Source organism: Brevibacterium sp. 239c (assembly GCF_900169365.1).
Classification (GTDB): domain Bacteria; phylum Actinomycetota; class Actinomycetes; order Actinomycetales; family Brevibacteriaceae; genus Brevibacterium.
Genome location: NZ_FXZH01000005.1, coordinates 74,944 through 87,827, shown reverse-complemented (window position 1 = coordinate 87,827; position 12,884 = coordinate 74,944). Strand labels below are relative to the sequence as shown.

The 12,884-nt window shown below is 56.7% G+C and carries 15 protein-coding genes; 12 read left to right on the top strand and 3 right to left on the bottom strand.

The features are described 5' to 3' along the window. Window positions 1-87: 87 nt before the first annotated feature. Window positions 88-459: a DUF1844 domain-containing protein gene (locus tag BSP239C_RS06405; protein WP_101571065.1), complete on the bottom strand. Its 372-nt coding sequence runs from the start codon at window positions 457-459 to the stop codon at window positions 88-90. A 275-nt stretch (window positions 460-734) separates the two neighbouring features. Between BSP239C_RS06405 and infC the strand changes: the two genes are divergently transcribed. From infC to BSP239C_RS06380, 5 genes are all read left to right on the top strand, one after another. Continuing rightward, the gene (gene infC, locus BSP239C_RS06400; RefSeq protein WP_101571063.1) at window positions 735-1,415 is read left to right on the top strand and encodes a translation initiation factor IF-3; all 681 of its coding nucleotides are present in this window, start codon (window positions 735-737) and stop codon (window positions 1,413-1,415) included. A gap of 98 nt (window positions 1,416-1,513) precedes the next feature. Continuing rightward, entirely contained in the window at window positions 1,514-1,720 is a 207-nt protein-coding gene (gene rpmI, locus BSP239C_RS06395) for a 50S ribosomal protein L35 (RefSeq protein WP_009885053.1), read from the top strand. A 101-nt stretch (window positions 1,721-1,821) separates the two neighbouring features. After that, complete coding sequence (gene rplT / locus BSP239C_RS06390) at window positions 1,822-2,211, top strand: 50S ribosomal protein L20 (RefSeq protein ID WP_069600390.1); 390 nt, start codon at window positions 1,822-1,824, stop codon at window positions 2,209-2,211. Window positions 2,212-2,335: 124 nt separating this feature from the next. Beyond that, on the top strand, window positions 2,336-3,226 hold the full coding sequence (locus BSP239C_RS06385) for an RNA methyltransferase (protein WP_101571061.1): 891 nt from the start codon (window positions 2,336-2,338) through the stop codon (window positions 3,224-3,226). Window positions 3,227-3,271: 45 nt separating this feature from the next. Further along, window positions 3,272-3,652 carry a hypothetical protein gene (locus BSP239C_RS06380; protein ID WP_101571059.1) on the top strand — a complete coding sequence of 127 codons (381 nt, stop codon included), beginning with the start codon at window positions 3,272-3,274 and terminating at the stop codon, window positions 3,650-3,652. 136 nt (window positions 3,653-3,788) lie between these two features. Here the strand turns inward: BSP239C_RS06380 and BSP239C_RS06375 are convergent, their stop codons facing one another. Further along, window positions 3,789-5,123 (bottom strand): PLP-dependent aminotransferase family protein, encoded by a 1,335-nt coding sequence (locus BSP239C_RS06375; protein WP_135447884.1) that lies wholly within the window; start codon window positions 5,121-5,123, stop codon window positions 3,789-3,791. Between the two features lie 93 nt (window positions 5,124-5,216). Here BSP239C_RS06375 and BSP239C_RS06370 point away from each other — a divergent pair, with 93 nt between their 5' ends. The 7 genes from BSP239C_RS06370 (at window position 5,217) to BSP239C_RS06340 (ending at window position 11,083) form a co-directional block, all read left to right on the top strand. Beyond that, complete coding sequence (locus BSP239C_RS06370) at window positions 5,217-6,161, top strand: nitrate ABC transporter substrate-binding protein (protein ID WP_145997416.1); 945 nt, start codon at window positions 5,217-5,219, stop codon at window positions 6,159-6,161. 12 nt (window positions 6,162-6,173) lie between these two features. Further along, window positions 6,174-6,959 (top strand): nitrilase-related carbon-nitrogen hydrolase, encoded by a 786-nt coding sequence (locus tag BSP239C_RS06365; RefSeq protein ID WP_101571051.1) that lies wholly within the window; start codon window positions 6,174-6,176, stop codon window positions 6,957-6,959. Between the two features lie 12 nt (window positions 6,960-6,971). Next, entirely contained in the window at window positions 6,972-7,922 is a 951-nt protein-coding gene (locus BSP239C_RS06360; RefSeq protein ID WP_180958938.1) for an ABC transporter substrate-binding protein, read from the top strand. Between the two features lie 10 nt (window positions 7,923-7,932). Further along, window positions 7,933-8,898, top strand: a complete 966-nt coding sequence (locus tag BSP239C_RS06355) for an amino acid ABC transporter permease (protein ID WP_101571049.1) — start codon at window positions 7,933-7,935, stop codon at window positions 8,896-8,898. After that, the gene (locus BSP239C_RS06350; RefSeq protein WP_101571047.1) at window positions 8,891-9,655 is read left to right on the top strand and encodes an amino acid ABC transporter ATP-binding protein; all 765 of its coding nucleotides are present in this window, start codon (window positions 8,891-8,893) and stop codon (window positions 9,653-9,655) included. Before BSP239C_RS06355 ends, BSP239C_RS06350 begins: the two co-directional genes overlap by 8 nt. A gap of 408 nt (window positions 9,656-10,063) precedes the next feature. Continuing rightward, entirely contained in the window at window positions 10,064-10,723 is a 660-nt protein-coding gene (locus BSP239C_RS06345) for a pentapeptide repeat-containing protein (RefSeq protein ID WP_101571045.1), read from the top strand. 9 nt (window positions 10,724-10,732) lie between these two features. Continuing rightward, window positions 10,733-11,083, top strand: a complete 351-nt coding sequence (locus BSP239C_RS06340; protein ID WP_101571044.1) for an SdpI family protein — start codon at window positions 10,733-10,735, stop codon at window positions 11,081-11,083. Between the two features lie 60 nt (window positions 11,084-11,143). Here BSP239C_RS06340 and BSP239C_RS06335 read toward each other — a convergent pair whose 3' ends face one another. After that, the gene (locus BSP239C_RS06335; protein WP_101571041.1) at window positions 11,144-12,799 is read right to left on the bottom strand and encodes an acetolactate synthase large subunit; all 1,656 of its coding nucleotides are present in this window, start codon (window positions 12,797-12,799) and stop codon (window positions 11,144-11,146) included. Between the last annotated feature and the right edge of the window lie 85 nt (window positions 12,800-12,884).

Below are 12,884 nucleotides of genomic sequence, written 5' to 3'. Positions count from 1 at the left end.
GCGGCCCCCGACCAGTGGTCGAGAGCCGCAGCGGATGTGGAGAGCTATGGTGCGCGAGCAGGTTGCCGGCACCCATAGTGAGGCCTGTCAGCGGACGGGGCCGGTGAACTTCTCGCCGGGGCCCTGTCCGGGCTCATCCTGAATGGTCGAGGCTTCGCGGAATGCCAGCTGCAGGCTGCGCAGACCATCGCGCAGGGGGCGAGCGTGATGGTCGCCGATGACTGTGGCGGCTCCGGTGACCAGGCCGGCCAGAGCGGTGATGAGCTTGCGCGCCTCGTCGAGGTCCTGCAACTCTGCTGCCGGAACATCGGGGGAGTCCTCGGCCAGGCCGCATTTCACGGCGGCGGCGGACATCAGGTGCACAGCTGCGGATGTGACGACCTCGACGGCTGGTACTTCGGCGATGTCACGAGTGACATCGGCAACCGCCTCGGCGGGTACAGAATTTTCAGAACTCATGGGACTAGCTTGACATATGAATGACCCGACAATTGCATGTTCGACCTCGATGTGCGAAGAGTCATGAAGCGTAGTACACTGAATCGTGGTGCGAAGCGGGGTCTGACTCCCACCTTGATCGTGTGAAACGATCGGGTCCAATGTTCTGATGATCGACAGCCCGGGTGCAAGCTCGAGGCAGACGGTTTCAGATCGAGGTGTATTCACTTGATGTGTAGCGGTGATCCAATCCGTTGCTCTGATGTGTGTGTGCAGGCTCCCTTGGCATGTGGTCAATGGGAGCCTTTTCTATTGCCACGACATCATTTGAGCTAAAAAGGAGTGAACACATCAGCGAGACGCGCATCAATGACCGGATTCGGGTTCCCGAGGTCCGGTTGGTCGGACCCAACGGTGAACAGGTCGGTATCGTTGCCATTCGCAAGGCACTCGACCTCGCTCGCGAGGCAGATCTCGACTTGGTCGAGGTCGCACCGCAGGCGAAGCCTCCCGTAGCCAAACTCATGGACTATGGGAAATTCAAATACGAATCTGCTCAGAAGGCCAGAGAAGCCCGCAAGAATCAGGCGAACACTGCGCTGAAAGAGATCCGCTTCCGTCTCAAGATCGATGAACACGACTACGAGACGAAGAAGGGGCATGTGACCCGCTTCCTCGATGGTGGCGACAAGGTCAAGGTCATGATCATGTTCCGCGGTCGTGAACAGTCTCGCCCCGAAATGGGCATCAAGCTGCTCAACCGCCTGGCCGAAGATGTGTCCGAACTCGGCACCGTCGAATCCTCACCACGGGTCGACGGACGCAACATGGTGATGGTCATTGCCCCACATAAGTCCAAATCCGACGCCAAGGCCGAGGCCCGCAAGGCATCTTCAGATGCCAAGGGCAACGTCGCCGAGGTGAAATCCCGACGCGATCGCGTCGCTGCAGAGAAGCACGCAGCGCCCGACGCGTGAGAAGTAAGTACCGATTCGCTGGAGCCTGAACGGTTTCAGCGTGTGAAGTAGTTGTCGGTGGTCGCCACCAGCAACGAAATGCAAAGGAGAACGGCTCGATGCCGAAGCAGAAGACGAACAGCAGCGCCAAGAAGCGCATGCGTGTGACGGGTACTGGCAAGATCATGCGTGAAGGCGTGAACAACCAGCACAAGTTCGAGGGCAAGTCCTCGGCCCGTAAGCGTCGCGTTGCCGAGGACCAGGTCCTCACCGGCGGAGATCGCGCCAAAGCCCGCAAGCTTCTGGGCAAGCTCAAGGGCAGGTGAGACCCTCTCGGGTCTCTATCCCGGGCAGCCACGCACGTGGCTCCCACAGCTTGAACCAGACTCCGGCCCCGCCGGTTGAACCAATTTTGAAGGAGTAACACGTGGCACGTGTTAAGAGAGCGGTCAACGCTCACAAGAAGCGCCGGGTCATCCTTGACCGGGCAAGCGGCTACCGTGGACAGCGCTCGCGCCTGTACCGCAAGGCCAAGGAACAGGTCATCCACTCGCTGGTCTACAGCTACCGTGACCGTCGCGCCCGCAAGGGTGACTTCCGTCGCCTGTGGATCCAGCGCATCAACGCTGGTGCTCGCGCCAACGGCATGACCTACAACCGCTTCATCCAGGGCCTCAAGGCCGCTGGCGTCGAGGTTGACCGTCGTATGCTCGCCGAGCTCGCAGTCAACGATTCGGCCACTTTCGCGGCCCTGATCAAGGTTGCCAAGGAAGCTCTTCCGGCTGACGTCAACGCAGCGAAGACCGCTGCGGCCTGAGCTGCCGGTCCTCAGACTCTCAACGGCTCCGAACTGACTTAGTTCGGGGCCGTTGAATTTGTCTCAGCACTTACAGAACTCCTTAGCGCATCCAGAACTCCCAGATTGCGAGTCTACGAACTCCATGAATCTTCCAGACGTTATCTCCTCTACACAGTCGAAGCGGATCAAGAACGCCGTCAAGCTGCTCAAGCGCCACGGCCGCAAGAGCGCTGGCCAGTTCCTCGTCGAAGGGCCGCAGGCCGTGCGTGAGGCTCTGGATCGACACGTCGCGCAGGGTCTTGATGCGCACAATCCTGGTGTTCCGGAATGGATGGGTTCGACTATCGATCCCAAGGGTGGAGTCGTCGACCTCTTCATCACCGAGCAGGCCGCCGAGGTTCATCCCGAATTCGTCGAGACCGTCAAGGGCGCACAGATCGACTGGAACATCGTGACCCCCGAGGTGCTCGCCGAACTGGCCACGACCGTGAACTCACAAGGTGTCGTCGCCGTGTGCGAGGCAATCGATGTCGAGCTGGCCTCGGTCATCACCAAGGAATCCGAGCTCATCGTCGTCCTCTCGCAGGTACGCGATCCCGGTAACGCCGGCACAGTCATCCGCCTCGCCGATGCAGCCGGTGCCGATGCCGTGGTGCTCACCTCATCGAGTGTCGACATCTACAACGACAAGACGGTTCGCTCCACCGCTGGGTCACTGTTCCACGTCCCCGTGGTCACAGGAGTTGGCCTCGCCGAGGTGACCGAACTCGCCCGTGCCCGTGGACTTCAGGTCCTCGCCGCAGACGCCAACGAAGACGCTCATGACCTCCACCACCCCTGGGACAAAGGGCTCGACCTGACCGCTCGCACCACATGGGTCTTCGGCAACGAAGCGTGGGGGATGGGCGAGAAGGACTTGGAACTCTGCGACTCCTCTGTGGCGGTCCCCATTTACGGCAAGGCCGAGAGCCTCAACCTCGCGACCGCTGCAGGCGTCTGCATCTACGAGAGTGCTCGCAACCAGCGGATGTGAGGGGCTGGGGCAGGCGCTGGTTTTCCAAAAGCGCAAGGGTACTTCATGACCGACTCAAATCTAGTCCTCGCCGAAAAGCTCGCGTCGATGACCTCCACTGCGGGTGATCTTGAGATCCGTGGACAGATAATGACTGTCCCGATTCGTGATCTCGATGGTACCTTAGCTGTTTTGGACTATGACGTCCGTGGACTCGCAGCCAGGGTTGAGGAGCTCAAGGCTGACGCGATCGTGGCAGTGGGTAACGATCGTGGAGGACAACATGCAGCTCTCGCTCTGATCGCCAACAGCATTACGGAAGATCACCCAGGCTGGGATTCTTCTATCGATGAGGATACAGGTGTCTATGACACGATCGGCGAATTTGAACCGACGGTGATCGACATTGAAAATTTCGCAGTAAGCAACCAAGAGCGTTATCCCTAAGGCGTCCCTCTGAGGCAGCGCCGACCCTAAACATGTGACCGTGAATCGCTACGGTGAAGTCATGATGACAGAAGCTACACGGGCACCGAAAATCAAAGACTGACCAACCACGAGCCCAGCCACCTGGGCGTAAACGCTATTGGGCTGCCTCTGCGATCCGAATGGCGATCTCATCGACGTTGGCACTCGTGATCGGGGAAATAGAAATACGTAGCCACGGTAGACGATCACCATTGGTAAATTGTTTGCCGGACTGGACTGCAATACCTGATGCTTTGAGATAACCCCTTGCGAACTCTTCGTCACGTACGTTGACAACTATCTCGAGTCCGGCTGCTTCAGGAGTCGACACTCCGCGCGCACGTAGTGCCCGAGTGAGCATCGCGGATTTTTGCCGGTATTTCTCTGCCGCCTCGTGGACCAGAGCCTGTGTCGCGCTGTCGTCGAGCATCCAGGCAAGCGCTTCTTGCAGAATACGGCTCGTCCAACCGGCGCCAAATGCATAGTACGAATGCACCTTCGAGATTAGATCTTCTGGTCCTTCCATGACCGCGGTACGCAAGTCTGGACCGTGCGATTTCGAATAGCTACGAATATAGAGATGTTTGTCAGGCATGAGCTCGGACAGTGAGAATATCGGTTCGTCGAAAAGGGCATTCTGTTCATCAGTCTCAATAACAAGGATGGAAGACTCTTTGAGCAATTCAGCCAGGTCGCGCGCGCGTCTGGCACTCATGCTACTCCCCAGCGGGACGTGGATCCCAGGCTGTAGTACAAGAGCGACTGGGCGTAACGCGATCGCTTCGGCAAGCGATGCAGGGGTCACTCCTTCATTGTCCCTTTCCAGGAACTTCATACGCGCCCCAGATACCTCGACAATGTCAAGACTGCGAGGCGTCGTGACCTGGTCAACTATAACCCAATCGCCAGGGTTTACAAAGGTATGAATCGCGAGCCTGAGGCCGTCGTAGCCACCGTCAGTCGCTTGAAGCTCTTGTGGCTTGAAGGGCCAGGATCTGCGAGCCGCAGACTCGAGAGCGGGCACGATACGATCTCGTTGGTAGTCGTTGAATTTCCACTGGCCGCTATTCAGCAGTGCTGCTCGAATATCAGGTAGAAGCGTGATGTCCGGAACTGAAAAGCCGAGGTCGAACTTAAACGGCTGCCCATAGTGATCGTCTTCCTTGTATCGGATTGGAAACGGTGTGGGCGGAGGTCCAAGTACGCGAACTCCTCCGCGCCCCATGCCTTCGATCAAGCCGTATCGCTTTAGCTCGGCCCAGGCAGATGACACTGTGCTTGGGCTAACTCCCAAGAGCTTGGCCAGAGGGCGGACACCTGGCAGTAGCGCATTCTCCGGAATCTCGCCTTTGCGAATGAGTATCCCAATATCGGCGGCGATTGTGCTCGCGCTCACGCCCGAGAGGTGATGGGCCACCCATTTGGAGCTGACCTGATGATCGATGTCCATGAATGTACAGTAACAAAACATGATTGTAATCACAATGGACTGTACATAGTATCGGCAGGACAGATCAGGTTAGAGACGCACAGAGAGGTGACGATGACAACGATTCGATTGGCTCTTCGAGATTGGGACTGGTTGACACCACTCATGCTCGGTGAGGTCATGACCGAAGAGCTCGGCGATCGTAATCTCGAGTTCCACATCGATAGAGTTCCTGCTCTATTAGATGATTGGCAAAAGCGCGGATATGACGCCGCAGAAGTATCGCTGAGTAAGACTTCGAGGGCATTTGACCGTGGTAGGTCGGGCTTCGTCGCGGTGCCACTGCTCATGATGCAGGGGTTTCGGCAACGATGCATTATCGTTCGAAAAGATTCGGGATATCACAACGCGGGAGACCTGGTCGGTAAGAATATTGGATTGACGGGTTGGGCGGACTCGGGAAATACATGGACGCGGGCTGCGCTACAAGACGACGGTTTGTCGGTCGATGATGCTTACTGGTTCGTCGGACGACTCACCGACCAGCACCCGGAGGCTGATCGTCTTGACGGCTTCGGTATAGAAGGCAAGATCGTTGCGATATGCGGCAAACCGATGATTGACCGTCTATTTGATGGCGAACTGGATGCCGTCTTGACCCCCTTCATGCCGCCGGGGTTCTACGCGAGAGAATCTTCCTTTCGCCATCTATATACGGATGTTCGACAGACAGAACTCGAATGGTCACATCAACACGGTTATGTGCCTGGTCATCATGTATTGGGTTTTGACTCCGAGGTGCCTGAAGACTTGCGGGAAGTTGTGGTGCGCGCGCTCAACACCTCTCAGTCCGTGTGGCGGAGTAAACGAGAGAAATACGCTGAGACTTCAGCCTGGCTGGCTGTTGATCTGGCGAACGAGAGCTCGCTACCTAATGGATGGGACGCGCCCTATTCGCCGTCTCAAACGAAGATGTTTAAAGAATTTTTCGCGCAAATGCAGCGTCAGCATCTGACTCAGAGTGAGATTGCATATTCTTCCATTTTTAAAACTGTATGAAAGGGAAACGATATGAAGGTTCGAGCCAGTCAATTCGCGGTGTCAAAAGACCCTGACGGGAATCTCGCATTCATCACCGAGGAGGTGGATTCCGCCCGTAATGATGGAGTGCGGCTCTTAGTCTTGCCCGAAGGCATAATTTCCAGGGACCCACATGATGATGATGCGGCAGTTCTCGGGGCTCAACCAATTGACGGCCCGTTTGTGAGTAGCCTAATCAGGCTGAGCCTCAAAGGTGTGGCAATCGCAGGGACGTTTCATCTTCGGGAGGATTCTCGTGTGCTCAATGTCGCGCTCGTGATCGATGGTGGCCAGATTATTCACCGTTATGACAAGATCCATCTCTACGACGCATTCAACTCCAAAGAATCTGACAGAGTGACGCCTGGAACAGAGGTTCCTGAGCCATTCGACGTCGACGGGATCCGCTTTGGCATCATCACTTGCTACGACGTGAGATTCCCAGAGATCGCACGCGATCTTGCGCTCAAAGGTGCGCAAGCCATTCTAGTTCCAGCTGCGTGGGTACGCGGACCGCTCAAAGAGGACCATTGGCGTTCAATGCTCGTTGCCAGGGCATTGGAGAACACCGTTTACGTCGTCGGCTGCGGAGAATCAAATGAACGCAATATTGGTATGAGTATGACGATTGATCCGCTAGGTACGGTATTGAGCGGAGTCAGCGGAGTGGTCGGACGAGCCGACCTTGATCTTGAACCTGGTCGCCTAGTCAGTGTGCGGGCCTCATTGCCAGTACTCGAGAACATGAAATACCGAGCACCGGTGCTCGCAGAGTAGAACGGAACAACCATGTCAGTTTCAGGAATTTGGAATAACGCAAAATACGTCGGCGCAGCTGCAGCTCTTACCTGCTTGGTAATGTCCGGTTGTTCGGCCGAAGACCCAGACACAGCCTCCAAAGCGAAAAGCAGTCACGCTTCTTCGGGAGAGATCCCCAAAGTAGAACAAAATGATGAGCTACGTAACCGTTTACCTGAGAAGATTCTCGATGCGGATGAGGTCGTCTCAGTGAATAGCGGATCTTTTCCCCCATATATTGTTGTTGGCTCTGTTGAGGGGGATATCTCTGGCGCAACAGCTGATCTTGAAAAAGCACTGGAGCAGTTATGGGGCATTGGGATTACCGAAAATACTGTAGATGGACTTTCATCGGAATTAACTGGTATATCGGCTGGCCGCTATGACATGGCATTTGGGCCTGTGGGCGACTTCAAGGAGCGTCAGAACAAGAACGATTTCATCGATTATGTTCAGGAGTTCGTAGTCTTTGCAGTGCAAAAAGGTAACCCCAAAAAGATTGAAGATGTGGCTTCGACCTGTGGCCTGAAAATTGCGGTGCAGGCTGGCGGATCAGCAGAGAAGGTCATTAAAGATCAGTCGAAGGAATGCGAGAGTGACGGAGACAAAGCGATCGAAGTGATGTCGTTCAAAGATCAGCCCCAGTCAATCCTTTCCGTTCAGTCCGGACGATCGGATGCTTTCTTCAGTTCGAGGGCGCCTTTGACATACTTCGTTGAGGAATCTGATGGCAAGCTCGAACTCGCTGGTACGGAAAGTAAGAATGGATTCGACACCTTGTATCAGGGTGCGGTGGTCCCAAAAGACTCGGAGATGGGGCCAGTTCTCGAGGACAGTCTGAACGAGCTCTTCGAAAACGGTACCTATGAAGCGATCATGAAGAAGTGGAAGCTTGGTGCGAACGCAATCGACAAGCCCGGAAAGAACCTGGCGGTGAACTGAATTGCGCCAGATGAACACGCCCGGTTTGCTGGGGATCGACGTTAACGATGCAAAGCGCAGGACGCAGTGGGGCCAGTGGGCAGCCAGGCTTGTTGTCATTTTTATCGGCATAGTGATTGCCAATTTTTTGGTGACGAACCCGAACTTCGAATGGGACGTCGTCTGGGACTGGTTCCGGGCGCCTTCGGTAGCTCGTGGACTATGGACCACAGTTTGGCTGGCAGCAGTATCGATGGTGATCGGTGTTGTTCTTGGCGTCTTGCTTGCGGTGGCCAAAATGTCCACGAACAAGCTACTCAGCGGTGCTGCAGGGATCTATATCTGGCTGTTTCGCGGCACTCCTGTGCTTGTGCAGCTCATACTTTGGTTTAACTTAGCGGCTCTATTGCCTGTGCTCTCGTTTGGCGTTCCGTTTGGTGGTCCCAAGCTGATCGAGATGTCGACCAACTCGTTGATTACGCCACTGTCCGCTGCGATCCTTGGCCTCGCGCTCAACGAAGCTGCTTACATGGCCGAGATCGTGCGAGGCGGGTTGCTGTCAGTTGACCCCGGGCAGCGAGAGGCCGCAAATGCCTTTGGTATGACCTATGGCCAAACACTGAGTCGAGTGGTTCTTCCGCAGGCAATGCGAGCGATTATCCCTCCCACCGGCAACCAGTTGATCAGCATGGTTAAAGCGACTTCACAAGTCTCGGTTATTGCGATGTCCGATATTCTATACACGGTGCAGTCGGTATATAACAGGACGTTTGAAACTATTCCACTGCTGATTGTCGCTGTTATCTGGTACCTCATAATCACTTCGATTCTTAACGTGATCCAGGAATTTATTGAGGATTATTACGCGCGAGGCCAACGTGTCGAAAGCGGACTGCCGGGAACCGTTCGCAAAATCGTCCGTTGGGCCCGCAAAAATCGACAGACGAAGACTTCCAAACCAGTAGCGAATACGAAGGGGGCTAGTACAGATGTCTGATCCTGTAGTGCTGGGGAGAGGCGTTGAGAAGAGCTTTGGCGATAACCATGTGCTCCGCGGCATCGACCTAACAGTCGAACGGGGTGAAGTGGTGGTGATTCTCGGGCCGTCCGGATCCGGGAAGTCCACCCTCCTGAGGTGTATTAACCATCTCGAGGACATGGACGGAGGCTCGATTTCTGTCAACGGAGTGCAGGTCGGATACGAGACTCGGAACGGAAGCCTTTATCATGCATCCTCTAGGGTTACTGCGATCCAACGACGTACCATCGGCATGGTCTTCCAGCAGTTCAATCTATACCAACATATGACGGTCTTGGAGAACATCATCGAGGCGCCGATTACATTGCACGGGGTGCCGAAATCGCAAGCGATCGCAAGAGGAGAAGCGTTACTGCGTCAGGTCGGTTTGGAAGGTAGAGGTGTTCATTACCCTTCCAACCTTTCCGGTGGACAGCAACAACGGGTAGCGATCGCTCGCGCACTGGCCATCGAGCCGGAGCTGCTCCTCTTTGACGAGCCTACGAGTGCACTCGATCCCGAGCTCGTAGGAGAAGTGCTCGGCACAATGCGCAAGTTGGCTGATGCGGGCTACACCATGATCGTGGTTACTCATGAGATCTCTTTTGCGCGACAGGCTGCTGACCGGGTCATGTTTATGTCGGAAGGAAAAGTTGTGGAAGAGGGCTCTGCTGCCGAGTTGATTGATCGACCCCAACACCCACGTACTAAAGCCTTTCTCCAACGGTTTCTTTGAGCTCAATGATGAACATCATTGTCTGCTTACTTAAGCTGGGGAAGCGGCAGCCGATAGTGGGCATACTCGCTGTGGCTTTGATAGGAGAAAGGCTTTAACGTGTGTGGTGCCGGGCAGCCGTTTAGCTGCGCATCGTGTCTGTTGCCGACGCAGACTATTGCAAGTTGTCTTTGGAATGCGGTGGGCAGACAAGTCACTGTCAAGCATCCGAGAAAGGGCTCAAAGTCGCAAATATGCCATTAGTCGATGACGCGTTGATTCTGGGATCGATGTGGTTTGTCAGGAGCCACCTGTCTTCATGACTGGTGTTCCCTCTCGGGGATTCTCCGGGCACGGTACAGAAGTTGGAATAACAGAGGAGTTCGACAAGCGTTCCTCGGCCAGTCTGCCACCCGATACGGTGAACCTATGACGACTGAAGCTCCGCGCGCACCGAAGATCAAACTGGGACAACTGGCTCCGGGCTACCTCGGCGATATCGGTCCCGAAGAGTTTCTTGAGGGCATGGAATTCAATGATCTCGACCTCGCCGAGGTGGATTCCACCCAGGCCACATACCTGGACTGTTCCCTGGCCCGTGTGAATTTCGGTGCCGCCGAGTCGCCGGTGGACCTGACAGGAGCCCGTTTCTCCGGCAGCAAGATCGAGGACTGTCGAGCCGATACTTTGACGATGCCGCGGGGGAGTCTCATCCACACCGAGATCTCGGGTACACGAATCGGTGCGGGAGTTGTTCACGACAACGTCTGGGAGAAGGTCGTCGTTAGCAACTGTCGGATCTCTTATCTCAACCTGCGCGTAGCCAAACTCATCGACGTCGAATTCCGTGATTGTGTCATCGACGAGATCGATCTTGACCGGGCCAAGGCCAACCGTGTGTCCTTCCCTGGCTCGACTGTCGGGGTTCTGCAGTGCGAAGGTGCGGCCCTGGGCAATGTAGATCTGCGAGGACTGCAGCCGCACAAGATCTCCGGAGTCCACTCGCTACGCGGAGCCACGATCGATGAGATGCAGATGATGCTCTTCGCCGAACTCTTCGCCAGCGAACTCGGCATCAGGGTCGAGTGAGGAAAGCCTGTGTTCTATCCGCCGATGGCCGGCTACTTGATCGTGGCAGCAGTCAGCATGTTTCTCGTCGTTGCTCAACGCAGACAGTTGATCGGCAGGAATTCTGTGATCGGCATTCGGACACGGCACACGCTGGCATCCGATGCCGCATGGGATGCTGGGCACGAAGCGGGCGTGCCCTACCTCTACGCCATGGTCGTCATCAGTATCGGCCATGCCGTGGCACTGCTATGCGTCGAACTCTCCGCTGCCACGAGGGCAGGCAACGTACTGTCCCTGCTCGGCTGGGTGCTCATCCTCGTCTGCGCCGCCCTCGCGGTCAAAGCTGCGAATGAGGCAGCGAGATCAACTGGCCCCTGACGCCTGGCAGACCGTGCGCCTGCACGATCACGTGCGGACTCGTCTCAGGCGCGCATGGTTCTACTGGTTATCCAGCTCCGCAGCCGCGTGCTCACCCAGCTCGTCGATCAGGACGCGTTTGTTCTCCGAATAGTCCACCGGCGCGACAACTACGTGGACACCGCCGGCGCTGAGCGCGGACTCAAGCACATCGTGCATCTGGCTGACATCGTTCAGGCGGTGCCCGGTGGCCCCGTAGGATTCGGCGTACTTGACGAAGTCCGGGTTTCCGAACGTCAGACCGTAGTCTTCCATTCCGTCGACGGCCTGCTTCCAGCGGATCATGCCGTAGGCATAGTCTTCGAGGATGAGCACGACGAGGTCGAGACCCAGGCGCACCGCGGTCTCCATCTCCTGGCTGTTCATCATGAACCCGCCATCGCCGACCACGGCCATGACACGACGCTCTGGATGGGTCAATTTGGCTCCGATCGCGGAGGGGAGACCGGCGCCCATAGTTGCCAATGCGTTGTCGAGCAGCAACGTGTTTGCCCGGGTCGTGCGGTAGTTGCGGGCGAACCAGATTTTGTACATGCCGTTGTCGAGGGTGACGATGCCGTCGACGGGCATGACCTTCCTGACCTCGGCGACAATGCGCTGAGGGATGAACCGCTCGTCTGTTGAGCCTTCCTTGAGGTTCTCGAGAATGCCCTCGCGCAAGGGCAGCAGTGCGCCGGCCTTCGGGACATGACCGACCAGCTCCACCGCGAGGCGTTTAAGAGAAGGTCCGAGGTCGCCGACGACCTCGACCTGGGGGAAATAGACCTGTTCGACGACGGCAGGTCGGTAGCCGACATGCACAACGGTCGGACCGTTCTCGTCCATGGTGAACGGAGGCTTCTCTGTGGTGTCGTGTCCGATGGTGACGATGACGTCGGCCTTGTCGACCGCGTCGTGGACATAGTCGCCACTGGTCAGAGCCGCGGTCCCCATATACAGCTCAGAAGAACCCGAGACCGAGCCCTTGCCCATCTGCGTGGTGAAGTAGGGGATGCGCACCCGGTGAACGAACTGCGAGAGCAAGTCGGTGCAGTCCGCCCGTGAGGCATCTTCGCCGAGCATGAGCAGCGGCCGCTTCGCCTCCCGGATCACCTTCGCTGCGGCTTCGATGGAATGTTCGTTGGCCACGGCCCGACCATTGGTGTGAGGCTCCACCAGGTCGAAGGAGTCAACAGGCATGGCCGCGATGTCTTCGGGCAGTTCCAGGTGGACCGGGCCAGGTCGCTCGGCCTTGGCAGTTCGGAACGCCTCACTGATCATCGTCGGGATTCGCCTCGCCGAGGTGATCTGCTGACTCGATTTCGTCAGCGGAGCCATCGTGGAGACCAGGTTGACGATCTGGAATCGGGCCTGCTCTGCGGTGCGGATGCCCTTCTGTCCGGTGATCATGATCATGGGCATCCCGCCGAGGTGGGCGTAGGCGGCACCGGTGGTGAGATTGAGAGCGCCTGGGCCCAACGTCGTCAGACACACTCCGGGTTTGCCGGTCAGGCGCCCATAGGTCGCTGCCATGAAGGCGGCAGCCTGCTCGTGGCGGGTGAGGACGAATTCGATGGAGGACTGGCGCAGAGAATCGATGAAGTCGATATTCTCCTCACCGGGGATGCCGAATATACGTTCGACTCCCTCGTTCTCCAGGGCCTTCACCATGACATCGGAAGCTCGCTGAGTCGTCATTCTTCGACACTACATCTTCTGGCCGCAGGTCTCGATGAACCAGGTCACAGAGATCCCCAGTGGTGATCCCCAGTGGCGACCGGGC

What these genes read in the sequence shown, in the direction of transcription:
- infC (WP_101571063.1), top strand. Translation starts at nt 735, where the DNA reads ATGGGAGCCTTTTCTATTGCCACGACATCATTTGAGCTAAAAAGGAGT.
- BSP239C_RS06345 (WP_101571045.1), top strand. Translation starts at nt 10,064, where the DNA reads ATGACGACTGAAGCTCCGCGCGCACCGAAGATCAAACTGGGACAACTG.
- BSP239C_RS06375 (WP_135447884.1), bottom strand. Translation starts at nt 5,123, where the DNA reads ATGGACATCGATCATCAGGTCAGCTCCAAATGGGTGGCCCATCACCTC.
- BSP239C_RS06365 (WP_101571051.1), top strand. Translation starts at nt 6,174, where the DNA reads ATGAAGGTTCGAGCCAGTCAATTCGCGGTGTCAAAAGACCCTGACGGG.
- rpmI (WP_009885053.1), top strand. Translation starts at nt 1,514, where the DNA reads ATGCCGAAGCAGAAGACGAACAGCAGCGCCAAGAAGCGCATGCGTGTG.
- BSP239C_RS06385 (WP_101571061.1), top strand. Translation starts at nt 2,336, where the DNA reads ATGAATCTTCCAGACGTTATCTCCTCTACACAGTCGAAGCGGATCAAG.
- BSP239C_RS06405 (WP_101571065.1), bottom strand. Translation starts at nt 459, where the DNA reads ATGAGTTCTGAAAATTCTGTACCCGCCGAGGCGGTTGCCGATGTCACT.
- BSP239C_RS06370 (WP_145997416.1), top strand. Translation starts at nt 5,217, where the DNA reads ATGACAACGATTCGATTGGCTCTTCGAGATTGGGACTGGTTGACACCA.
- BSP239C_RS06350 (WP_101571047.1), top strand. Translation starts at nt 8,891, where the DNA reads ATGTCTGATCCTGTAGTGCTGGGGAGAGGCGTTGAGAAGAGCTTTGGC.
- BSP239C_RS06335 (WP_101571041.1), bottom strand. Translation starts at nt 12,799, where the DNA reads ATGACGACTCAGCGAGCTTCCGATGTCATGGTGAAGGCCCTGGAGAAC.
- BSP239C_RS06380 (WP_101571059.1), top strand. Translation starts at nt 3,272, where the DNA reads ATGACCGACTCAAATCTAGTCCTCGCCGAAAAGCTCGCGTCGATGACC.
- BSP239C_RS06355 (WP_101571049.1), top strand. Translation starts at nt 7,933, where the DNA reads ATGAACACGCCCGGTTTGCTGGGGATCGACGTTAACGATGCAAAGCGC.
- BSP239C_RS06360 (WP_180958938.1), top strand. Translation starts at nt 6,972, where the DNA reads ATGTCAGTTTCAGGAATTTGGAATAACGCAAAATACGTCGGCGCAGCT.